Here is a 23,760-nt window from a genome sequence, read left to right as displayed (position 1 = left end):
CGCTACATTAGCGCTGTCCCGACACCTTCGGGTAATGGGTGGTTTTTTTGAGCACCCATTCGGGTGGTTAGAGCAATTCCAGGAAAAGTGTGAGCGGTTTTCCGTCCGGAATTGCGTGAAAACAAAGAGCTAGGGCGGTTCACCGTTTCCATGAAAGGGTGAACCGCCCTAGCCAACCAATTGGCGTTCGGTGGCGGCGTCGAGCCCGATTTCCTTCAGCTTGAGCACGGCTTCCGTGCGGCTCGAGACGCCGAGCTTGCCGAATATGTTCTTCAAATGCCATTTCACCGTGTCGGGCGCCATGGACAGCGTCTCGGCCAGCTGGCGGTTGGTGTAGGCGTGAAGCAGCAGGGCGGCGACATCGGTTTCCTTGCTGCTCAGCATCTGCTTCTTCGCGGCGATCGCTATCGGCCGCGTGCGTTCGGGCGCGGTCTTGCCCAGTTCGCGCAGAAGCGTGTCGACAAAGGTGGCGGTGTTGGAATTGCGCGACCAGGCCGGAATGCGCGCCCGGGCGAATTCGAGCACCTCGCGCATCGGCAGGCCCTCGTCGATCAGCGAGCGCAATGCGTTCTGCGGCAGCGCCAGGGTGACGACGTCGACCGCCGCCGCCAGCGCCAGCAGCGTTTCGCCCGCGCTGTGCGCGGCGATCGCGACAAGGGCGCGCACCTGCATGAAGCCGCGCAGGCGGCCGTCGCGACGCATGCGTTCGGCGATGCGGTCGAGCACGGCGATGGCCTTCGCCGGATGGCCCTCGGCGATCAGCACGCGCGCGGCGCCGATATGGGCGTATTCGTCGAGCGGATGGATCGGGGTGGGGCGGCTTTCGGCCGAAGGCTCGATGCCGCGCGAACGCAGCGCCAGCCGGGCGGCGCGGACGTCGCCGCGCGACAAAAGCAGCCGCACCCGCTCGTTCAGCGCCGCGGCCGTCAGCCGGCGGTAGCGCTTTTCGATGCCCAGCCGTTCGGCGCGTTCGAGGAAGACGATCGCCTCGTCGTGCCGCCCATGCGCCGCGGAGAGCCGCGCCAGATGCAGCTTGCAGGCCATTTCGTGCACGACGAGCCCGCATTCCTCGATGATCTGCCGGTGCTGGTGCAGGATGCGCTCAGCGCCCTGCAGGTCGTTCCATTCATAGGCGAGCTCGACATGGAAGATCGCCGTCATCGCCTCCGTGTAGGAACCGGAGCCCAGGCGCTCGCGGGCCAATCGGCAAGCTCGGTCGAGCAATTGGTGCGCCTCGGCGAGGTTGCCGGCGGAAATCTCGACCAGTCCCAGCAACAGGTCGCAATAGACGATGCCGAAGACCGAATTGGCGGCGGCATGATGGTCGCGCGCCGCGAGGCTGCGCAGGCGCGCGGCGTCCAGCTCGCCGAGCGAATAGTGGCTGAAGGCGCAGATGTTGGCGAGCGTGCCGCGCGCGAAGGGCTCGTCCTCGGGAAAATCCGCCAGCCAGCGCGAGGCGACGCGGGTCGCGGTACGCGAACGGTCGGTGGCGCTGATGACGCCGGCCGTCAGCGTCTGCAACTCGGCCTTGAGCGATCGGGTGGTGGCGCGGTCGATCTCGCCGCGTTCGGAAAGCTGGCCGACAAGGGTTTTGGCCTGTTTGAGGATGCGGACGGCCTGGCGCGGCCGGCTCATGTGGAACTGCGCCCAGACTCGCGCCAGCAGCAGGCGAGGGCGGGCGGCAATGAGGTCCGGAGGAAGCTGGTTCAGCCACTCGGTGAGCTTGGGTATGTGGCCCTGCATGGTGAGCGGCATGGCGCATTCCTCTACCAGGCGCGCCGCATGGTCGGCATCGCCGCTGGCAAGTGCGTGGTCGACCGCGTCCGAGATATGGCCGCGGGCCGCCAGCCAGGCGGCGGCCGCGCGATGCAGGTCCCTGCGTGCCTCCGGCGCCCAGGCATCCAGCCTGTTGCGCAGGAATTCGGAGAACAAATGGTGATAGCGGAACCATTGTCCGGAGGAATCGAGAGCGATCAGGAAAAGGTTCGAATGCTCGATGGTCGCGAGCGCGGCGGCGCAGTCCCGTCCCGGGCAAACCGCTTCGACTAGGCCCAGGCAGAAGCGATCGAGGATCGAGGTCCTGAGCAGGAAATCCTGGATGTCGGGCACCTGCCGGGCGAGCACATCGTGGGTCAGGAACATCGCCACGTCGCGCTGGCTGCCGGAAAATTCGGCGATGAAGGCTTCTCTCGAACCCTCATGCGCCAGCGCCAAGGCGGCCAGTTGCAGGCCGGCCGGCCAGCCTTCGGTCTTGTGGTGAAGCGCCACCACGGCCGAGACAGCGAGGTCGAGGCCGCAGACATTGGCAAGATAATCCTCGGTCTCCTCGAGCGAAAAGCGCAGGTCGCTGTCGCCGAGGCTGACGACATGCCCCTTCATCTTCATGTGGGCGAGCTCGAGCGGCAGCTCGCCGCGGGTTGCGAGCACGATGCGCAAGGCCGGCGGCGCATAGGCGACCAGCATGTTGATGCAGGCGGCAATCTCGCTGGAGACGATCAGATGGGCGTCGTCGAGAACGAGGTAGATCGGCGCGGCGCGGCGCGATAGCTGGTTGATGATGGCGGTGAGGATGGAATCGACCGGCGTCACCGGGCTGGAGTCGATCAGCGATTCCGCGTTGCCGGCAATGTCGGGGTCGACGCGGTGAAAGGCGGCGGCGAGATATTTGAGGAAGCGGGCGAGGTCGTTGTCGAGCCGGTCGATCGACAGCCAGGCGACCTGGGCGATGCCGCCGGAAATGCCGGCCGCCCATTGCGAGAGCAGGGTCGATTTGCCGAAACCGGCAGGCGACGTCACCACCGTCAGCTTGCCCGCCGTCGCGGCATCCAGGGTGCGCAGCAGCCGAGGTCTCTGAACCAGGGCATCGCGCAAATAAGGCGGCTGGAGCTTCGTTTCTATGAGCATCCGGTTCTCAACTGCTGCTGCGGCGCTTAGTAAACGCGGAGTGAGGCGCGGAGGCAATGGCCGGGTAAGGTCGGCCGGTGCTCGCCTGGGCGGGGCGTGGTTCCTCTGATGACGGTCTTGCGCGACAGGCGGCGCCAAACTTGCCCAGGTCATTGCGGCATCCGCGCCTCTGAGCTATTTTAGCAGTTGGTTGGATACGCGATCCGCCTTGCCATAGCCGGCGCGGTTCCTTGCCTTGCCGTCTTGGCAGATTGTGAAGTCTTTAACAGACCACGATGCCGCAAGCTGCGTTCTTGTGGCCGACAGGTGATAGCGGTTAGGGATTTTGCCATGCTGCGACGCTGCGCGCTGATTGCAGCCTTGATCCTCGTGGCCTTCACGACGGTGCAGGCGCATGCCGATCGAAGGGTCGCTCTCGTCATAGGCAATTCCGAATATCGCGAAATCCCGGCTCTCAAGAATCCAGACAAGGATGCCGAGGACGTTTCGAACACATTCCGGCTGGCCGGCTTCGACGTGTTCGTCGCCAAGGACCTGACCAAGCTCCAGTTCGAGAAGGAGTTCCGCAATTATCTCGCGGCGGCGGACGGCGCCGATCTCGCGGTTGTCTATTACTCGGGTCACGGCTTTCAGATCGGCGGCGAGAATTTCCTGATCCCGGTCGATGCGTCGCTCAAGGATGCGGCCGACATCGAGGTCCAGGCGGTCAAGCTGGACGACGTCCTGCAGCAGCTGCGCGCCAAATCGAAGATCCAGGTGATCATCCTCGATGCCTGCCGCAACAACCCGTTCCCGCGCAAGGACTACTGGCTGCGCGACCAGTTGATCGCGGCCGGCGGCACCGGCCTTGCGCAGGTGAAAAGTTCGCTGAACACGCTGATTGCCTTCGCCACCGAGCCGGGCGCGGTCGCCTATGACGGCTCCGGCGAGCTCAGTCCGTTTTCATCCGCCTTCTCCCGCCGCGCGCTGGCGCCGAACCAGGAGATACGCTCCGTGATGGCGGCGGTGCGCCGCGACGTGGTCGAGGCCACCAAGGGCGCGCAGGTTCCTTGGGAAAATTCCTCGCTGATCGACGAAGTGGTGCTGATGCGCCGCGCCAACCGGCCGGCTTTGCCGCCGGTGCTGGAAAAGACCGTGCCGTCGGGGGTCGGACCGGTCGCGCTCGACCTGCCGGTGCCGGTCGATGTCGACGGCGGCGCGGTCACCATCAGCATCGAAAGGTCGCCGGCGCTGGGTCACCTGATCCTGGACGGCAAGCCGGTCGCGACGGGCGAGCCGATAGAGGGCAAGGACCTGCCGCGGCTCGCGATGGACGTGCCGAAGGGCGCCGACGCCGAGGACCAGGTCGATATGCTGGCCTACGCCACGCATGACGAATGGGGCGGCGGATCGCAGGGCATCCTGGTGTTCCGGGTCAAGAACGGCGAAGACGCCGCGGGCAAGCAGCTCGTGGCCTCGCTGGAGTCCGAGCAGAAGCAGGAAGTGGTGGAGCGCGGCATCCACATCGCCGGCGCCGCCGAGGCGATCGAGAACCGCGATGTCAAGATTCCCGTCGGTGTCGGCCCCGTGCCACTGAAACTGGATTTCCCGACCAAGGATCCGGCCGTAAGCGTGAAGCTTGCGAGCTATCCGGCAACCGGGACACTGTCCCTGCCGGATCGGACCCTGTCGCCGCAATCGAGCCTGATGGCCGACGAAGTCGATAAACTGCGCTACGAACCGCAGATAGGCACGGTCCAGCCATTGATCGTCGGCGTCGAGATCAGGGCCGACAACACACCGTCAAAGCCGGCGACGATGAAGCTGTCGCCCAGCGTCGATCCGTGCGACGAGAAGGCAGGCGAACCTTTGGACCTGCAGGGCGTCGTCCCCGGCCTGCTGCCGAACGAGATCGGCGCCGGGGCAGTGGAGGCCTGCCAGGCGGCGGTAAAGGCCTATCCCGATGTCGCCCGCTTCCAATACGAACTCGGGCGCGCGCTGCTCGCCGCCGGCAAGGTCGACGAGGCCAAGAAGGCCATCCAAAAGGCTGCCGACCAGGGACATGTCCGCGCGGTGTTCGAGCTCGGCTACATCGCTTCGTCCGGCATAGGAACGGCGGTGGACCCCGCGAAGGCGAATGGCTTCTATGCCAAGGCATCCGACAAAGGCGACCCTTATGGGATGACCGCCTGGGGCCGCGCTCTGTTCAACGGTCTGGGGGTCCAGCGCGACACCGGCAAAGGCCTCGACCTGCTGCTCAAGGCGGCGGCCATGGGCCACACCTATGCCATGAACGATCTCGCCGCGATCTTCACCGAAGGGCGCAATGGCGTGCCGGCCGACCCCACTCGTGCCGTCGCCTTCCTCAAGGCGGGCGTGGAGCGCCAGGACATGTATTCGATGAACATCCTCGGCCGCAATTATCTCAGCGGACGCGGCGTCGGGAAGGATCCGAAGCAGGCGCAGGAGTTGTTCCAGAAGGCGATGGATCTCGGCCAGCCTTATGCGCCCGGCAGCCTGGCGCGCATGTACCGGGATGGTGAGGGCGTGGACCGGAACCTTGCCGAGGCGCAGAGGCTCTTCGAACTGGCGACGGACCGTGGCGACTACTCGGCGGCATATGATCGCGCGGCTATCGAAATGCAGAAAGGCGACAAATCCGATCAGGCCCTCGCCGTCCGCTATCTGGCGTTCGCGGTAGGACTTGATCTGCGCAACGAGTTGCCGGTCGCTCGGTCGACCTTAGCGCAGTTCGGGGCAAAGCCGAAGGCGGCTGCCCTCAAGCAGCTGCGCTCCGAACTCAAATCGAAAATCCCGACGGGTGGCTCGGTCGACGACCAATTGGTCAAGACTGCCAGAGCCCTTTGGGAACAGGCCAATCCGCGTCGGGACCTGTTTTGATCAAACAAGGAGGCAATGGTGGGCAGGGCATTGAAGCAGGCGTTCATCGCAACATTCCTATCCCTCACGGTCGCTGGGTGCACGACCATGGCGCCGAGGGTCGAGCCGGCGCCGGTAGCGAAACATCGTACCAAGCAGGTTAGCGTGACAACGACGCCGAAGGTCATCAAGCAGAAGAAGGTGACCGCCAAGAAACTGATCAAACCAGTCAAGACCGAGACCACGCCCGTCATTGCGCCCTTAGGTGGGAGCGGCGGCGGTGGCGGCGGTGGGTGGTAGTAACGTCGCCGACAACCGTTCTTTCCCGGCGCATGGCGATCGCATTGGTCGTTTTTCGAAGCCGCCGTAACCGCTCGCCAAGCGATGGCAAGTGCTCTATGCTCCGCGCTCGTGCCGGTATCGAGATCGGGTTGTCCTGGCGGGGGCGTTCCATGTTCGAAGTCGTTGCATTGTGGCGGAAAGCGCGTGCCAAGGCCGCGGTTTTTGGCTTGATCGTTGCCGTGCTGCTGGTCTTCGGGCCGCAAACGGCAAGTGCCGCGCCGAACTGGACGCTCGACCCGTCCGCCTCCGTGCTTACCTACCAGTCGGTCAAGAAGAACACGATCGTCGAGACCAACAAGATCAGAAACATCACCGGCACGCTGAGTTCCGCCGGCGACGCCAGGATCAGCTTCGACCTCAATTCCGTCGACACCGGCGTCGACCTGCGCAACGTGCGCATGCGCTTCCTGTTCTTCGAGACCTTCACCTACCCGACGGCCGAGGTGACGGCGAAGGTGGACCCGGCGGCGTTCGCCGACCTGCCGACCAAGCGTCGGGTGAAGACGACCTTGCCGTTCCGCCTCAGCCTGCATGGCGTCGACAAGGATCTCGAGGCGAGCGTCGTCGTCACCATGATCAGCGACACCCAGGTTTCCGTCGCTTCTGAGGCGCCAGTCGCCGTCCATGTCGAGGATTTCGGCCTGCTGCCCAACATCGACAAATTGCAGCAGGCCGCCAATGTGACCAACATCGTGCCGACCGCTTCGGTGTCGTTCGATTTCGTCTTCACTGCCGACGGCGGCAAGCCGGCCGCCGTGCAGACCGTCGCCGCCGCCGAGGTCGGTCCCGTCGCCACCGATGCCGCGAAAGCCAACTTCAGCGACGAGGAGTGCCTCAACAGGTTTGCCGTGCTTTCGCGCACCGGCGCCATCTATTTCCGCCAGGCCAGCGCAAGGCTCGACGCGAAGAGCCGCCCGTTGCTGGCGGAGGTCGAAGGCGTCGTCGGCAAATGCCCGGCCCTCAAGGTCGAGGTGTCCGGCTACACCGATTCCGACGGATCGCCCGAGGCGAACAAGGCGCTCTCCGAACGGCGCGCCCAGGCGGTCGCCGACGCGCTGGTTGCCGACGGCGTTTCGCGCAGCCGGATCAGCTCCGCCGGCTATGGCGAGGACAAGCCGGTCGCCGCCAACGACACGCCCAAGAACAAGGCGCTCAACCGGCGGATCGAATTCTCCGCCAGCAAGCTTGCCAACTGAGGTGGCGGTGAGCTCCATTCCGATCGCCTTTTGCGGCGGCATGCTTCGCGCTGCGGGGCTGGCCGCATTGCTTCTGCTCTTGACGTTGACGGCCGCGAGCGCCGAGCGGCGCATCGCCCTTGTGCTTGGCAACTCGCAGTATCAGCACGCAGCACCCCTCGCCAATCCGGCGCGCGATGCGCAGGCCATGGCCGACCGGCTCAAGGACCTCGGCTTCGAGGTGGTCTCCGGGTTCGACCTCACCAAGCAGCAGACGCAAGCCACGGTCGCCCAGTTCGCCAAGCAGGTGCGCGGCGCCGACATCGCGCTTTTCTTCTATGCCGGCCATGGCCTGCAGGTCTCCGGCAAGAACTATCTGCTGCCGGTCGACGCCGCGCTCGAGGACGAGACCTCGCTCGATTTCGAGGCCGTCTCGGTCGATTTCATCCTGCGCCAGATGTCGCGCGAGACCAGCATAAGGCTCGTCTTCCTGGATGCATGCCGGGACAATCCGCTTGCCGACGTGCTGGCGAAGAGCGCGGGCATAAAGGGCGCAAGCAGCGGCCTTGCCGAAATCCCGATCGAGAATGGCGGCGCCGGCACCCTGGTCGCTTTCGCCGCCAGCCCGAACCAGCTTGCCTATGACGGGTCCGGCGACCACTCGCCTTTCACCACGGCGCTGCTCCAGCATATCGGCGAATCCAACGTCTCCATCACCGAAGCCATGAACAGGGTGACCAGCGACGTCTTCAAGGTGACCGCCGGCAAGCAGCGCCCCTGGATCAATGTCTCGCTGACCACCGAGGTCGTGCTGCACAAGGTCGATCTCAATGCGCCGCTGATCGTCGGCGAGGCGACCGCGCCGCAGGCCGAAGCGGGCTCCGAGACGCGCAACACCGGCGCGTCGTCAAGCCAGAATGACGACCAGCTTGCGCTCAATGCGCTGCGCGAAAAGATCCCGAAGCTGGCGACCGACGGGCCGATCCTTTTCGATCGCCCGGTCGAGTTCGGCGACCCTGCGATCGACGGCAAGAGCATAGCCCAGTTGATCAAGGGAGAACCGCTTTTCAGTCCGGTCGAAGGCCTCGACAAATCGGTCTGGCAAGGCAAGCACTGCGACGGCTGTCACCAGTGGAACGAGACCCGCCTTTGCGAGCAGGCAAAGAATTTCGCCGCCAACGACGTCTCGGTCCTGCGCCTGCAGCATCCGCTCGGCACCCGCTTCAAGGTCGCGCTCGCCCGGTGGGCGCAAGGCGGCTGCAAATGACTCTGGATTAGGGCCTTGGCAGTCTTGCCTGGCGGGAGGCCCTAATACGCATCGACCGATTGCCGCTGCGCCTCCATCTCCACCATCTGGATGCCCATTTCGACGAAGGCCGAAAGCACGCCAAAGCGGTCCGCGGTCGAGACGCGGGCGAGCCCCGCCAGGATCCCGGCATTGACGGCGTGGGCGGCAGGGTATCCGGTTGCTATCATGTCGAAGGCCGGATCGCGCCACGCCGCCGACAGCGCGATCCATGCAGCCGGCGTCGTCGGCGACGGATCGACAGCACTGCCGAGCGCCGCCCGATGGCGGGGATTGCCGGGCTCGCGCACCCAGTCATTGACGAGCGCCAGCAGTTCGAGATCCCTGTCCGCAAGGAGTTCGGTGAGATGGCTCAGGCATTCATGCCCCCACCAGACCGCGGCGCGCTCGGGCAGGAGATAGGCGCAGAACGTGACGGCTTCCTCAGGCACGCGCCCGGCAAGCAGGGCACGGCAAAAATCGAGCGGCGGCTGGACGGCGGCCGGCGATTTCATGTCCCGGCCGATCGCGGGACAGGCAAGAAACAGATCCCTCGCCGTTCTGTATCCGAGTTCATTGGCCATGGCTGCCACACCCTGAGCACAGGCAGAAATAGAGCAATTCCAGGAAAAGTGTGAAGCGGTTTTCCGCCCGGAATTGCGTAAACGCAAACAGCTAGAACGGTTCGCCGTTTCAGCGGAACGGCGAACCGTTCTAGCACTCAAACCCGCGGCTGATTGCCGGTCAAGCCTTAACCTTTAACAGGCGGCGGCCATTGGCAACGTGCGCTTGTTCACAGACAATCGTTTCGAGATTTGATATAGTCCGCGCCAGCGAAAACCCGCTCAATCAAACAGGAGTGACGGTCATGCGGTGGGGCAGCTCAGCCTTGGCTTTGGCGACCGTGCTTTTTTCAACGCACGTTTACGCCGATCCGCTTCAGAAATCGGAAGACATCGTCAAGTTCTTCGCCGGCCAGAATCTTGGCGCCTCACGCGGCATCTGCGTCGGCACCGAGGAAGAGTGCAAGAGCAAGGCCGAGAAGAACGGGGCCCCCCAGAAGGCCGGCCTCGACATGATGATCAACTTCGCCCTGGATTCGGCCCAGCTCGACCAGACCGCGCGCACCGAACTGGACGAGTTCGCCAAGGCGCTGAAGGACAACCGACTGAGCACGTTCAGCTTCGTCGTCGAGGGCCACACCGATGCGACCGGCACGGATCGCTACAATCAGGACCTGTCGCAGCGAAGGGCGCAATCGGTAGCCGCCTTCCTCGAAGCGAACGGCGTTGGATCGGCGCGGCTCGAAGCGATCGGCCTCGGCAAGTCGCACCCGCGCGTTGCCAATCCCTACGACCCGGTCAACCGCCGGGTGGAAATGCGGATCCGGACGGAATAGGCCGCCGGCGCTGTCTCCGGGCAGCTCGCAGCGAAACGGCCGGCGGGAGCCGCCGACCGGCCAGGCGTTTGTCCTCGATCAGTTCTTGAGCGCGCCGCCCACCGCAATGCCGGTGCCGAAGATCAATGCCTTGGTGAGGAAGTCGTTGTTGTCCCTCGGCGGCGGCGCGTCCTCGCGAACCACGGTCTCGCTGTTGCGCCTGCGCTGAACGACCTGCGTCTGGTTCCGGCGCGGCTTCTGCTGCGCCACCGGCTTCAGCGTGCGGGTCTTCTGCACGACCTGTTTCTTGGGCGGCGCGGCGCGCGCCTGGTCGGCGGCGTTCTTGGTACGCACGGCATCCATCATCGGGTCGGTCTGGATCACCAGCAAGGCCAGTTGCTCGCGCGTCAGATAGGTGGTCGGCGGCAGACCGTTCTGGCCCTGCCAGACGCCGATCGCCTGGCGCGTCCTCGGGCCGATATTGCCGTCGACCTGGCCGAGCTCGTTGCCCAGCGCTTCGACGCGCAATTGTAGGTCAATGCGGCCGTTGCGGTCGAGCCCGATGGCGCTTTCCGTGAGCTCGGTGCCTTGCGTCTTTCTCATCTCGTCGCTGATGCCGACCGAGGTGCGAACGGCCGAGCCTGGATTGGTGTTCGCATCGTCCGCGCCGAGCGCCGCGACCTGCTTGGCTGCGGTCGGGTCCTTCAGCTGGTCGATGTTGAGCTTCGCCACCGTGGCGAAACGGCCGTTCGGGAACTGGTCGAGATAGGCTTCGTAATAGGGAATGGCGTTCTTCTTCGAAGCCTCGTCCCAAAGCCGCTGCTCGACCTCCCAGGACGGCGCCTCGGCGGCCACGGGAGCAGGCGCTGCCGTCGCCTTGGACGCGTCGGCTACCGGTGTCGCGGCGGGCGAGGATGTTTGTGCCACGGGCTTGCCGAGGAACACCTCGCGCCCCAGCGAAGCATTGTGCCATGGCCGCTGCCGGCCCTGCGTGGCCTCGGTCACCTCGCCGCGCACGCGCGTCAAGGCGCTCTGGATCTCGACGCCCGGCTCGGTCAGGTGCTTGGCCAATGCCAGCGAATAGGGGCTGTCGACGCCGTTGCCGTCGAACGCGATGGCGCCGGGGTCGGTCGCATAGGCGATCAGGACGCCGCCCGAGCCCATGCCGTCGGCCTTTGCGTCGATCGGCGCGAGGCCGGCGCCGAGCGAGCGGCTCTTCGGCAATGATGCGGCCAGCGTGCGCGCCAGCGGATTGTCGCGGCAGGCGTCGAGGATGATGATGCCGACCGCGGGATCGGCCGGCAGCGCCGCCATGAACTCGTCGATCTGCACCGTGCGGGTCTTGAGGTAGGCCGGCGATGTCAGCTCGGCATCGACAGGGATGAGGTAGTTCTTGCCGTCGACTTGCATGCCGTGCCCTGCGTAGAAGATCACGGCGAGGTCGGCATTGTAGGACTCCTCCGTGAATTTGCTGATCAAGCTGTGCATGCCGGCATTGTCCTGGTCGACGCCTTCGATCACCTCGAAGCCCGCGTTGCGCAGCGTGGACGCGATGAGGTGGGCATCGTTGGCCGGGTTGGGCAAGGCGACGGCATTGACATATTTGCTGTTGCCAATGACCAGCGCGACACGCTTGTTGTCGGGCGTGGCGGCCTGGGCGCCGAACGCTGCGTGGAAAAGCAGGATCAACCCGCCCAAAAGGATGGCGAACGCTTTCATGGATTAGCCCTCCGCCCCTTTGGGGCGCGTTATCGATGTCTGCGCATGCTGAATTTCGTAAGCGACAACGTCGCTTCTGCCAAAATCGTCTCTTAGGCGTCTGTGATCTCGGCCACAGATTTGGTTCACGAGGGGCCTGAAATTTCCTCCGTGAATATCTAAAACCAATCGGCCCATCCAAAACGCGAGGTCTGGTGAACCGGTTAGTTCCTCAACACAGTGATTTTGAAAGATTGCAGGCTTGTCGGGCAAGGCATCAACGTCCGTTGGGGTAGTCAGCCCAACGCTGGCGATGAGCTGAAGGCTCCTGAACCTCGTCATTCCAGGGCGGAGCAAGGAGCGTAGCGACGCGCGCGGACCCTGGAATCCATGCCGTTACCTGGACCGAAGTGTGCAACGGTGCAGAATTTCTGGACCGCCGCGGCGCTTCCAAGTCACGGCATGGATACTCGGGGCTGCGCGCGTCGCTACGCTCCTTGCTCCGCCCGTGGATGACGATCGCGATAGGCGTCTCGGCCAATCGCCAAGGCATGCCAACGCACACATAGCCAATCGGTCAAAACTTCTGTGTTAAGGAACTAACCAGGCTCCAGCGTATCCTGGATAGAGCCTATCAGCGCGGTGATCGCCTGCTTGTACTTCTCAAATTCCGGGGAGGTCTGCCGGACTTCGGTCGTGGTTGCCGTCGGCTGGCCCTGGTCGGTAACCAAGCGCGGCACTTTCTGTCCCATCTTCCGCTCGGCCCAGTCGACGACGTAGCTCGCGGTCTTGCCGGTCAGGAACGGATTGGCCTGGATGACGGCCGACCCAAGAACGGCGCTCAATTGCGACGAACCCGGCGCCGCCAGCACCTGGTGCGCCCCTTCCATGCCGAGGAAATGGCAAAGATAGAGGCGGCCGGCGGTGATCTGGTGGCCGCGGGCGCGCAGATAAGCTTCCCCCTCGCGCGCCAGGTTGCGCACCATTTCGCGCGACAGCGTCGCGTCGTAGCGAAGCGCCAAAAGGTCGGCGGTCGACAGCGAGCGGGCAAGGTCGGGCCGATACGTGTTCATCATCCGGATCCAGGTCTTGGAGATGAACTGGCCGGCGCCGGTTGCCGAGGAAAGCGGGTTCTTGGCGCGGGAACTGCCGCCGCTTTCGACATGCACGATCCGCTCGGTCAGCGTCTCGACCGCGGCATCGCCGGAGCCGCCGGAGCTGACTGACACGGCGGTGGCGACCGTGGTGACCGTCCCCAGCGGGTCGATCGCCTCGCCATTCTGGTAAAGCTCGAAATGCAAATGCGGGCCGGTCGAAAGCCCCGTGGTGCCGATATAGCCGATGACGTCGCCGGCCTTCACCTTGGTGCCGACGCCGCTGGCGATGGCGAATTTCTGCATATGCGCGTAACGCGTCTCGCGGCCATTGGCATGCGTGATCTTCACCAGATTGCCGTAGCTGCCGCCATCGCCCTGGAACGAGATTTCGCCGTCGAAGGCGGCCATGATCGGCGTGCCGACCGGCGCCGCCCAGTCGACGCCTTTGTGGATTCGAACCGTGCCGAGGATCGGATGCTTGCGCGGGCCGAAAGTCGAGGTCATCACCCCGGCGACCGGCGTGACCATGCCGTTGGTGACGGTCAGCGAGCGGACCTGGTCGTCGCCGGTCACGCAGGCATACTGGCCGTCGCTCTGCTGGAAGACGAAGCAGTCGAGGCTCTTGTCCGCGCCCTGGACGCCGACATAGAGCACCCGTCCGGAGATTTCGCCCTGGCCGCGCGGCGTTTGCGAGTAGATCAGCACCAAGCGCTGGTCCTCGCTGGCGAAGGCGTCGAGGTCCTGTCCTCGCGACAGATACATGATCGCCTCGCCGATGACGCTGGTCGGCACCTTGTTGCGCGCCGCCGTCGAATAGATCGCGTCGAGCAGCCGGTACTGACGCTTGGGCCCGCCCTGGTCCGAGGCGCCCGAATAGTTGAAGAGGTCCTCGCGGACCCAGGGGTCGACGCCCGACACGAAGGCGCCGGCCGCATTGCGCGTCAGCGTGCCGACATAGACGTTTCTCGCGTAGATGGAGACCTGCATCAGCGACATGGTCGTCGTCTCGCGGTTCGGCCGGAACCCACGCATGGCCACGACAAAGCCGGACTCCAGCCCGTCGCGGTTGAACAGCGCCTTCAGCGCTTCGCCCGCCAGCTTCGCGTCGTCGGCGGAGAAATGCGCGTCGAGTGCCACGCTGTCCAGGCTGCGGTCATTGAGGATCTTCACGAAAGTGTCCTCGGTCGCCTCGAAGCGCTGATATTCGCTGGCGACGGTCGCGACAGTCGTGTTGTTCTCGATTGCGGTTTTCTTGAAAGCCGGGAGTGCTGCTTCGCCCTGGTCGATGGTCTCGCCCCAGCCGGCCTCCGGGTCGTCGGCGTCGGCCTTGGGCGTCGAGCCGGCATCGCTCTCGTCCGGCGCCGCCTGCAGGTCGTTCTCCAGGTCGCCTTGCGGATCGCCCTGTCGGTCCTCCGGCGCCGCGGTCGGTGCGGGAGGGGCAGGTTGCTGATCGTCGGGCGCCGTTGCCGAAGGTTTCGGAGCCGCCTGCCGCTGCGCCTGGAAGAAGGCGAAATCCTCTTGCGTGGAGGGAATCGTCGTCATGAACTTTTCGCTGGCGCTCAGCATCACGTCGGTGAGGATTTCGATCTGCGGCGAAGCCCCGGAACTGTCGAGCTCGGCCGGGCGCGCGACGGTCTTGCCCTTCGTTGCTGTGTCGGCATCGGGCGCCAGCGTGATCCACATCGGATCGCCGGCGAGATCGATGATCGCCGGCACATAGACCGAGGCGTCGGGCGGCACGTCTTCCATGCCCTCGACCGGATGCAGCTCTTCATCCTCGTCGCCGAACGACCAGTAGTCCCTGGTCAGATAGAAGCCGGTGGCTAAAGCGACGACGGCGAGCGTGGCAAGGCCGGCAAGGGCCCGGCGCCAGAGCTTGCGCCGGCGCTCGGCCTGGCGCGCCCGCTTCTTTGCCTTGAAGCTCGTGTCGATCGAGTGCGTCAAGGGCTGTTCCCGGTCAGGAAATAGGTCCAGCGCACTTGCTCGAGCGTGTCGACCTCGACGAAGCGCGCCGCGATATGGCCGCGCTGCCAGCACTCCTCGATGCCGCGGATCGAGAAGCGCCTCCGGTCGATGCACATCTCGGTCGACCCGTTGAGGATCGCATGGCCGAAGACATCCGTAGCGTAGAGATAGATGTAGCGGTTGGTCAGCTCCTCGCGGATGACGTTGACGCACTGGTTGGCGCCGATCGTCCACCAGCCGTCCGTCTGGTCGGCATTGTCGACCTTCTGTCCCACCGCGAGATTGACGACGTCGAGCGTCTGGTTGCAGACGGTGAATTCGGCACGCGCTCTGCCGGGCGAAAGGATCGAGAGCAGCGCCGCGCCGAGCAGCGTGGCAAGCGTCACGCGGCCCGGCAACAGCAATCGGAGCCGGCTACGCTGCTTGCGTGGCGAGGGCTGGTACAGAGAACGCGAGCGACGAAGATCCATCGGCGTTCATGCTATCCGCCAAGCCGGAAATACGTGGCCGTGGCGGAGAACTGCGATCCATTGGCCTCGATCTCCTCGAGGATTTTTGGCAAAAGCTCCGAGGCCGGCGTCGGCCTGGAGAACATGGCGGCCTGGATGTCCTTGGGTCCGGTGATCACCAGCATGATCTGCGGCACCGCCTTGCCGGCCGCCTTGTCCGCGGCGGCGAGGCCGATCGGGATGTTGAAGGTCACCTTGTCGGTTTGCGGCACCATGCGGTCGTCGAGGTTGAAGGCGACGCCCTTGTGGTCGATCAGCATGACGTTCGAGACGAGCCCCCCGCCCGTATACAGCGCGCCGCTGACCGGCGAGCCGTCCGGGATGGATGTCCGGTCCAGCACAAGCTGCGGCTTCGCGGCCGAGCTCCGGTCGAGGAAGCGCAGGAACGTGGGCACTCCGCACTGGGACAGGGTGATGAGGCGCACGCTGATATCCGGCTCGATATGGAACCGCGTCTGGAAATCGTTGAGCAATTGTTCGAAGGGCTGGACCGCGGTTCCGTATCCCTCGATCGTCGGGGCGCCGCCGGGGCCCGATGTCACGTTCGCATAAAAACAATTGCCGCCGCTGAAATCGCGCACCCACGAGCGCTGGTCGTTCCACTTGGCCATGTTGTCATCGGCTGACGGAAGCGCCGGCTTGGGCACATTGATGACGACGTCGGTGTTACCCGGCTGCTTGGTCGCCGGCGGCTGCGGTTGCTGCGCAGTCGGCGCGGCCGGCGTTTCCGGCTGGCTGGCTTTCGGGGTAGGTGCCTTCGGCTCGGGCAGCGGGGTGGTCGGCTGCGCTTGTGCCTGGTTTTCCGAAGCGGGGGGCGGGGAAGCGTTCGGCTTGGGCAGCTTGGAAAGCATGTCCACGAGGTCTTTCACGCTGGGCTTGGCCGCCGGCGGATTTGCCTCCTGCGCCGGCTTGTTCTCAGCCGCCTGGCTCGGTTCCGGCGTCTTGGCCGCCGGCTCGCTTGCAGGCGGCTTCGGGCTTTCCACCGCCTCCGGTGCGGGAGCCGGCGCAGGCGTCGGCGACTGTTGCGCCGGGGGTTGCACGGGTTTGATCTCGACCGGTGGGAGATGCGCCTGGCTGTTGGCCTCGCTCTGTGGCTGGGTGGCTGGCGAGGCCGGCTGCTTGACGGGCGTCTTGGCCTCCGCGTCGGGTTGGGCTGGTGGCTTCGCCGTGTCAGGTTTCGGCGGTTCCGGCTGAGGCGTGGCCGTTGGTTGGGGTTTCGGGGCCTCCGGTTGCTGCGCTTCCGCCACTGGTTTGGTGGCTTCCGCAACCGGCTTCGGCGTCAGCGGCTTCGATGTTTCCGTCACCGGCGACGGCGCCAGGACGCCGCTGAAATAGACGCCGCCTCCAGCCAGGACAGCAAGCGCCGCGACCCCTCCGGCGATGGCGGGCATCCGCGAAGCCTTTTTGGGCGCAGCCGGTGCGGGCGCGCTGGGCGGAGCGGCAGCCGGCGCGGGCTTTGGCTCCGACAGGTATGCGGGGCGCACATGCTCGACGAAGCGCGGCTCGCCTGGAGGCGCCGATGGCGGCGGTTTGGAGTCCGGCGGCGCTGTCCAGCCGGCGCGCGGCAGGCCGGAGCGGTCGCGCGCGCCGAACGGCACCGGCGGCGGCAATGTCGCTTCGAGGTCCTCGCCGCGCGTCGCCCTGGCGATCTCGGCCATGCTGGCCGGCCGGTCGCGCGGATCCGGCTGCAGCATGGCCGAGATCAGTTCACGGAAGTCGGGATCGATATCCGACAGGTCCGGCACGGTCCGGCGTTTCTCGATGACCTCATATTGCGAGCCGCTCATATCGAGCGGCTTTCCGCGCAGCGCCGCGGCCAGCACCAGCCCGAGGCTATAGATATCGGATTGCTCGCTGACCTCGCCGCCATAGAGGCCGAGTTGTTCCGGCGAGACGTAGTTGTATTTGCCGGCAAATTTTCCGCCGATCAGCGTTTCGCCGCCGACGGTGGCCGAGCGGGCGATGCCGAAATCGATGATCTTGGCGCGCTCGACCCGGCCGCCGGGCAGGATGATGTTGTCCGGCGAGAGGTCGCGGTGCACCGCGCCGGCCTGGTGCACGGCACTGAGCCCCGAGGCGAGGCGATGGCAAAGCCGGCGCACGTCCTCTCCCTGCATCGGCCCGCGCCGCATGACGTCGAACAGCGATTGGCCGTCCACGAACTCCATCGCAAGATAGGGGCGGCCGATTCCCGTATCGATGGTGAAGACGTGGTAGCGCACCACCGCATCATGCGACAGATGGTTGAGGATCGACGCTTCCTTGCGGAACAGCGACAGGATCGTCTGGTCGCGGGCGAATTCGGGCAGCACGATCTTGATCGCCACATGGTCGCCGGTCTGGATGTTGTGGCCGCGATAGACTTCGCCCATGCCGCCGGAGGCGATCCTCTCATCGAGCTCGTAGATGCCGCTGAGCTGCGTGCCGACCCCGGTATAGGTGACACCAGTCGATATGCGCGTCTTGTCGTCGTCGCTCATCTGGCCAGGGCCTCCGCTCCGGAGCGATCCGAATGCTGCGCGCCGCTATGCCCGCCGCCGATCTTCACGAGTACGATGGTTACATTGTCGGTTCCGCCGCGCTCAAGCACGGTATCCAGGAGGGTCTGGCATGCCGTCCGCGGCGTAGCGGACCTGACCGCGGCCTCGATCTCGGCGTCGCTGACATGCGCGGTCAGTCCGTCGGTGCCGAGGACGAAAACATCGCCCGCCATCAGCTCGCCCTGCTGAAAATCGATCTCGAGCTCGTCGTTGACGCCGACCGCATGCGTGATCACGTTGCGGCGCGGCCAGGTGCGCGCTTCCTCCGCGCTGATCATGCCACGGTCGAGCAATTCCTGCACCTCGGTATGATCCTTCGAAACCTGGAAGATCGAGCCGTTGCGGACGAGATAGATGCGGCTGTCGCCGGCCCACAGGCAGGCGAACCGTCCATCCATGGCAAGCAGCGCCGCGAAAGTGGAGCCGATGGTGATGCCGCGCGAGCGCGATATGTCGCGGATCTCCGCATTGGCGCGGCTGAGCCGGTCCTCGAAGCGGGCGCGAAGATCTGGCGCCGAACTCGCAATGCCGATCGTCGCCAGGTGATCGACGATGCTGGCCGAGGCGACTTCGCCGGCCTCGTGCCCGCCCATCCCGTCGGCCACCACCCAGAGCCCGGTCTGCGGTTCGATGAGGTAGTTGTCCTCGTTGTGATCGCGCACGCAGCCCTGGTGGCTCACGCCGAAGCTTTCGATGGGGAGGGCGACAGTGCTCAATTTGCCACCAAGCGCTTCACGAGCGTCCTCTGTGACCAGCCACGGGCCGCGTGCCCAGGCCACTCTGCCATAAGCGTGTACATTAGAGTACCGAAATGAAGGCTCGATCCAGTCATCTCAGAACGCCTTCGGACAGCTGAAGCCGGACAAGGCCGGCAGCAGCAACGGATTGGCGCCCGAGCCGGTCTGGATCGTATAGGCGACATCGCGTCCGCCGATCACGAAGCGGGCTTCCGTGTTGGCGCCGTCGCCGGTGATGGTCGCCTTGTCGAACAGCCGCTTCAACGCCCACGGCCCTTCGAATTTGAGCGCGGACTCGCGTCCAGGCATTTCCGGCACGAGGCTGAGGCTCGCCGATCCGGAAGCGGCGCCGCTCGGCCATGTCACGATGCTCGGCGCGTTGCCGGCCTGCGCGCTCTGGACCGTCTGACCGTCGACGTCGAGCACGGCGCTGTCGACCTCGCTGTTCAGCGACGCCGGCGTGATAGTGATCGAGACCGAGGGCACCGAGCCGCCGGAGGGGAAAAAGGCGCTGCGGATCTCCGCCGCCGACTGGAACGCCTTCAAGGTCGATTTTGCAAGGTCCTTGCTGGAACGCGCATCCTGCTTCCAGGCCCATTCCTGGCCGGTCATGTCGATCAGCGGCGCAAGGTTCTGCGCGAAGAAGCGGTCCATCAGGCCGCCCGGCGCGAACAGCTTGGTGAAATCCGCCATCGAGATCTCGTCGGTGCCGTCGCGGGTGAAGGGATAGCGGCCATTGACGGCCTCCTCGCAGGCGCGCGTCACCGTCTGGTCGAGGGTCTGGTTGAGGTTGGCGACGGAGGTTTCCGCGACATTGCCTTCGAGCTCGTCCGCCGCCGCGTTGACCATGCGCGCCAGCGGCTTGGGCAGGCGCGAGACATTGGCGCGCAATGTCGAGATCTGCAGTTGCAGGTTGGCGTTGACGCGCTCCGTCTGCGTGGGGACATCGGCCGCGAGCTTCAGGCTCTGGAAGATGTCGTGGAAGTTCTGCGTCAGCGCATCGAGCGGCCGGCGCCCGGCGGCCCCGCCGACCAGTGCCTGGAACGAGCGGAACTGCGCCTCGACGCTCGCGCCGGCATTCTGCGCGACGGCCGAGCTTGCGCCGGCGCGGCTTTGCGACTTGCCGCCGGCGATCTGCAGGCCGATACGGGCGAGGCCTTTCGCCATGCTGGCCGGGTCCTGCTGCGCCGTGCCGGTCTCGCCCCCGTCGGCGCTGTCCTTCGTCAGTGCGGTTTCATCGGCGATTGCGGTGAAGAGCTGGTCGAGGGGCGAGTCCGGCGCGGCGAGGGCGGAGAGCGCCAGATATTGCGGCTTGTCCTTCAGCATCGCCTTGAGCTTCAGCTGGTCGAGCACGCCGTTCCAGGCGGCGGCGAATTCCTTGCCGTACCGGTCGATGAGCTCGGGACCGAGCTTGGGCAGGTCCTGGTCGATGCCGCCCTGCTCGCCGCCGCCGCCGAGCACCCATTGGTCGTCGACGAGCATCTGCGCGATGCGCGAGAGCTGCGGCAGGAAGAAGCGATTGAACCCGGCGCGCGTGTAAAGGCCTGGGACCTGAAGATCGGCAAGTTCGCTGCCGTCCGCGCGCTCGAACAACAGCTGCGCTTCCGGACCGGCTTTCGCGGCGACGGAGAAATCCTGCAGCCTTGCCGCGTAGACCGCCGATTTAATCTGCGCCCAGGCGCGGTCGGCGAGGCTCATGCGTCCGAGCGAGCGCTGCGCGGCCTCCACCAGCGGCTGGTTGAGCTCGAAGGTTGGATCATAGGCGTCGTCGAGGGCAAGCATGGCGCGCAGATGCCTTTCGAGCTGTGCGCGGCCCTCGCGGTTGTTCTCGCCGGGGTAGCGGTTCTCTTCCCAGTCCTGTTTCATCCAGGAGACGATCAGCTCGTCGTCGACTTTCGGCGCCTTGCCACCCAGCATCAGATAGATCTTGAGCGGTTCGTAGAGCGCCACCGGGTCGGCCATCCTTGCCTGGATCGTCCGCTCCGCCTGCACCAGCAGCCGCGAGCGGAAGGTCCGCTCCAGCGCTTGCCGGTAAGCGGTCTTGGAGGCGGACAGCAGCCTCTCGCGCTGGCTGAGCCCGAAGGTCTCCTCGATCGGCCTTGCCTGGTCGCCGTTTTCGAACCCGGCCGGCAGGTTGCGCAACTGGTCGAGCGGACCGATGACGTTTTCGAGGTCGACGTCGGTCACCGTCGTGCCCTTGAGCAGCGTATCGGCGCTGTCGCGATAATGCGCCATGGCTTGCCTTGTGGAGGCGATCAGCTGCTTGTTGGCGAAGAAGCTGAGGCCCAATACGCCGAGCGCCGCCAACGCCGCCAGCGCGATCGCGGCCAGGCTACCGAACCTGGCGAGCCTGGCGCGCCGCTCGGCCGCCCGGTCGAACGACACCCAGCCCGATTCCGGGAAGATCACTTTGGCCAGCAGATCATGCAGGAAGAAGCTCTTGCCGGCGCCGGAAAGATGCGCTTGCGAGGCACTGCCGAAACTGCGGCCGATCGCGCCGAGCACCTGGTCGAAGGGCGTGCCTTCCTGGGTGCCCGATGAGAAATAGAGCCCGCGCAGGCTGACATTGACCTGGCTCCGCGAGGCATCGAACAGGCTGCCGACGAACTGCGCTATCCGGTTCTTCAGCGCACTGAACTGCGCCGGGAAGCCGAACAGCGCGATGCGCACTACGGGGTCGGTCTCTTCCTGCAGGCGGTCGGCGACCTCTTCGGCGAGCCGCTTCGCCAGCCCGTCGAATTCCGCCGGCGCCTCGCCGGCCATGTTTTTGGTGCGGTCGGCGGTCTGGAATGTCACGCCCCATACCTTGCGCCGGCGCGCTTCATCGAAATCGCCGAAAAAGTCCATGAAACCGGAGACGAGGTCGGCCTTGGTGAAGAGCAGATAGACCGGGAACTGGATCTTCAGTGTCTCGTGCAATTCGCGCAGGCGGCTTCTGATCTCGGTGACATGCGCGTCGAGCTGCCGGTCGTCGAAACCGACCAGATCTGCAAGGCTGACGGCCAGGATCACGCCATTGATCGGTTGCCTGGTGCGCTGTTTCTTGAGCAATCGCAGGAAGGCGAGCCAGCTTGCCTTGTCGCGCTCGCGATCCGATTCCTGCGTCGTGTAGCGGCCGGCCGTATCGATCAGCACCGCCTCGTCGGTGAACCACCAGTCGCAGGACCGCGTGCCGCCGACGCCGGCCACCGGCTGCGCGCTGCCGGAGCCTGCAAGCGGAAACTTCAGCCCGGAATTGACCAGCGCCGTCGTCTTGCCGGCGCCGGGCGGGCCGATGATGATGTACCAGGGAATGTCGTAGAGGAAATTGCGCTTGCCGCTCGTCCGCTTCAGCGTCGCGATCGCTTCACCCATGCGCGCTTCGAGCACTCGTGAATCGTCGTTGCGCTCGTCGCTGCGCACGATGGCCGTTTCGAGCGCCTTTTGCGCCTTGCGCCGCTGCCAGAAGCGGACCCCGTAGAACAGCGCGAGCACCGCAACCGTGACGCCGATGATCGTGGCCCTGAGCCACACGGGCCCGAGCGGGTGCGTATCGGCGAAGCGGATCAGCGGCCCGGCATACCAGACCGCCGCCGAGAAACCGGCAAGCGCAGCCAAGCTGAAGATCCGCAGCATCCAGCGCATCAGTCGCCGTTCTCCGCCGCGCTGGTCTGCAAGGTCTCCTGTTTGGGGATCATCACGTCGACGCGGCGGTTCTTGGCGCGGCCGTCCGCCGTCCCATTGTCGGCGATCGGCTCGTCCTCGCCCTTGCCGTCGGCACTCAGCCGTGATGGGTCTTTCAATTGCTCGGCCACCATCGCCTGGAGGGCTTTGGCGCGGGCGACGGAAAGGTCGAAATTCGATTTGAACTGGCTCGACTTCTTCGGCTTCACATTGTCGGTGTGGCCGACGATCCGGATCGGCCCGGGTTCGGCATCGAGCGCCGTGGCGATATCGGCCGCGATTGGCTGGAACTGCGGCTTCAGTTCCGCCTGGCCGGACGCGAACAAGAGCTGGTTGTTGATCTCGACGACGATGAATTCGCCCTTCTCGCCGACGCTCAGTCCGCCGCCGGCGATTTCCTTGGCAAGTGCCGCGCGGATGCGATCGATCTGGGTCGTGTCTGGAACCGTGGGTGGTGGCGGGCTGGGTTGCACCGGTTCGGCGGGTGCCGCCACGCTGGCGCGCTCGATGGTGACGGGCGTCGACGGGTTGAGCGCCAGCAATTCGCCGGCGGTCGCGTCACCTTCGTCGGTGATCAGCACCCGCAGTCCGAAGAAGGCCGCTGTCACCAGCGTCGCCGCGGCGGCCGCGACCGCCCAGAGCGGCAGCCGCGCCCTTGGCTTCGGCAACGCCGCCGCCATGCCTTGCCAACTGGGCGAGATGTCATCATTGGCGCGTGGCTTGAAGTAGCGCAGCGTGTCGTAGACGTCGCGCCGGACGCGCTCGAGCGTGTTTCGTTCGCCCGTCAGCCCCCGATACTGGCCCTCGAAGCCCAGCGACAGGCAGGCATGCATCAGTTCGAGCAGGTCGTAATGCGCTTCCGGCTTGGCGAGGATCGTGTTCAGCGCTCCGTAGAAGCCGGCGCCTGTTGGTTGGCTGTGGAAGAACCGGGCCACCAGGCTGTGCTGAAGCCAGCTGTCCTTGCTTGGCCAGGGCAGGTTGCCGACGAGGTCGTCGGCGGTTTCGCAAAGGGCGAATTTGGCGATCCGCGCGTCTTCCTCGCCAATGCCGGCTTTTGCGATTGCGCGGTCGAAACTCTCGATCGCGTCGGCGATATGCTCCGCCAAGAGTGCGGCTTGCCGTTCGACCGGTATCAGCCGCAACTGGCCGAAGAGCATCAGCAGCGGTGCCGCAGCGGCGAGGATCGGATTTGCCGCAGGGTAGTTGACGCCGCCGGCGGCGTTGAGAAGGGCATCCTGCTGCAACCCCGGCGCCGCATTTGCGGCCGCTCCCGGAGTTGGCGCCTGAAAGAGCACGGTTCCAGACGACCAGCCGGTGGGGATCTGCCGGCCATCGCCGGGGTCGAAAACTGTCGCTTCGCGGGCAGGCGATGGGGCAGGCCGCGCGGCTTCCGGACTTGATCTCTCGGGAGCCGCAAGCGGCTTCTGCTTCGGCCGCGGTGCACGGATGACGGTTTTGTCCGCCGGCTTGGAGGGATCGTCCTTCGAGCTCATCGGCGACGACCCATCGTCGCAACGCGACAGGCATGCCTTCGACCGCGGGAACGCATTTCAGCCTGGGCTTCGGCGGCGGGCCGCATGGAAAGGCACATCTCGCCGAAACATGACA

14 protein-coding genes are annotated in these 23,760 nt (G+C 65.4%); 5 read left to right on the top strand and 9 right to left on the bottom strand.

Going from position 1 to position 23,760, the window contains the following annotated elements; all coding sequences use genetic code 11:
* Window positions 1-168 precede the first annotated feature (168 nt).
* Entirely contained in the window at window positions 169-2,904 is a 2,736-nt protein-coding gene (locus AC0YKC_RS17045) for a winged helix-turn-helix domain-containing protein (protein ID WP_488511873.1), read from the bottom strand.
* Between the two features lie 330 nt (window positions 2,905-3,234).
* Between AC0YKC_RS17045 and AC0YKC_RS17040 the strand changes: the two genes are divergently transcribed.
* The 4 genes from AC0YKC_RS17040 (at window position 3,235) to AC0YKC_RS17025 (ending at window position 8,547) form a co-directional block, all read left to right on the top strand.
* The gene (locus AC0YKC_RS17040) at window positions 3,235-5,784 is read left to right on the top strand and encodes a caspase family protein (RefSeq protein ID WP_488511872.1); all 2,550 of its coding nucleotides are present in this window, start codon (window positions 3,235-3,237) and stop codon (window positions 5,782-5,784) included.
* A 144-nt stretch (window positions 5,785-5,928) separates the two neighbouring features.
* Window positions 5,929-6,063, top strand: a complete 135-nt coding sequence (locus AC0YKC_RS17035) for a hypothetical protein (protein ID WP_320327897.1) — start codon at window positions 5,929-5,931, stop codon at window positions 6,061-6,063.
* A 152-nt stretch (window positions 6,064-6,215) separates the two neighbouring features.
* On the top strand, window positions 6,216-7,301 hold the full coding sequence (locus tag AC0YKC_RS17030) for an OmpA family protein (protein ID WP_488511871.1): 1,086 nt from the start codon (window positions 6,216-6,218) through the stop codon (window positions 7,299-7,301).
* A gap of 7 nt (window positions 7,302-7,308) precedes the next feature.
* On the top strand, window positions 7,309-8,547 hold the full coding sequence (locus AC0YKC_RS17025) for a caspase family protein (protein WP_434725243.1): 1,239 nt from the start codon (window positions 7,309-7,311) through the stop codon (window positions 8,545-8,547).
* A 41-nt stretch (window positions 8,548-8,588) separates the two neighbouring features.
* On the opposite strand, the gene AC0YKC_RS17020 is transcribed toward AC0YKC_RS17025, so the two are convergent.
* Window positions 8,589-9,080: a DUF6931 family protein gene (locus AC0YKC_RS17020; protein WP_434725244.1), complete on the bottom strand. Its 492-nt coding sequence runs from the start codon at window positions 9,078-9,080 to the stop codon at window positions 8,589-8,591.
* Between the two features lie 353 nt (window positions 9,081-9,433).
* On the opposite strand from AC0YKC_RS17020, the gene AC0YKC_RS17015 reads away from it, so the two are divergent.
* The gene (locus AC0YKC_RS17015; protein ID WP_434725245.1) at window positions 9,434-9,964 is read left to right on the top strand and encodes an OmpA family protein; all 531 of its coding nucleotides are present in this window, start codon (window positions 9,434-9,436) and stop codon (window positions 9,962-9,964) included.
* A gap of 78 nt (window positions 9,965-10,042) precedes the next feature.
* On the opposite strand, the gene AC0YKC_RS17010 is transcribed toward AC0YKC_RS17015, so the two are convergent.
* The 7 genes from AC0YKC_RS17010 to tssL all read right to left on the bottom strand — a co-directional run bounded on the left by AC0YKC_RS17010 (window position 10,043) and on the right by tssL (window position 23,645).
* The gene (locus AC0YKC_RS17010) at window positions 10,043-11,662 is read right to left on the bottom strand and encodes a caspase family protein (RefSeq protein WP_488511868.1); all 1,620 of its coding nucleotides are present in this window, start codon (window positions 11,660-11,662) and stop codon (window positions 10,043-10,045) included.
* A gap of 578 nt (window positions 11,663-12,240) precedes the next feature.
* Entirely contained in the window at window positions 12,241-14,682 is a 2,442-nt protein-coding gene (locus tag AC0YKC_RS17005) for a M23 family metallopeptidase (protein WP_488511867.1), read from the bottom strand.
* On the bottom strand, window positions 14,679-15,173 hold the full coding sequence (locus AC0YKC_RS17000; protein ID WP_434725248.1) for a DUF1036 domain-containing protein: 495 nt from the start codon (window positions 15,171-15,173) through the stop codon (window positions 14,679-14,681). The genes AC0YKC_RS17005 and AC0YKC_RS17000 overlap by 4 nt, the downstream gene beginning before the upstream one ends.
* A gap of 11 nt (window positions 15,174-15,184) precedes the next feature.
* Window positions 15,185-17,692, bottom strand: a complete 2,508-nt coding sequence (locus AC0YKC_RS16995) for a serine/threonine-protein kinase (protein WP_488511866.1) — start codon at window positions 17,690-17,692, stop codon at window positions 15,185-15,187.
* The gene (locus AC0YKC_RS16990) at window positions 17,689-18,468 is read right to left on the bottom strand and encodes a PP2C family protein-serine/threonine phosphatase (RefSeq protein ID WP_320298715.1); all 780 of its coding nucleotides are present in this window, start codon (window positions 18,466-18,468) and stop codon (window positions 17,689-17,691) included. Before AC0YKC_RS16990 ends, AC0YKC_RS16995 begins: the two co-directional genes overlap by 4 nt.
* 117 nt (window positions 18,469-18,585) lie before the next feature.
* Complete coding sequence (gene tssM, locus AC0YKC_RS16985) at window positions 18,586-22,113, bottom strand: type VI secretion system membrane subunit TssM (protein ID WP_488511865.1); 3,528 nt, start codon at window positions 22,111-22,113, stop codon at window positions 18,586-18,588.
* On the bottom strand, window positions 22,113-23,645 hold the full coding sequence (gene tssL, locus AC0YKC_RS16980) for a type VI secretion system protein TssL, long form (protein ID WP_488511864.1): 1,533 nt from the start codon (window positions 23,643-23,645) through the stop codon (window positions 22,113-22,115). The genes tssM and tssL overlap by 1 nt, the downstream gene beginning before the upstream one ends.
* Window positions 23,646-23,760: the final 115 nt, after the last annotated feature.

The sequence above is a fragment of the Mesorhizobium sp. CNPSo 4661 genome (assembly GCF_057784215.1).
The sequence above is the reverse complement of the archived record's forward strand: the minus strand, read 5'-3'. Positions and strand labels throughout refer to the sequence as shown.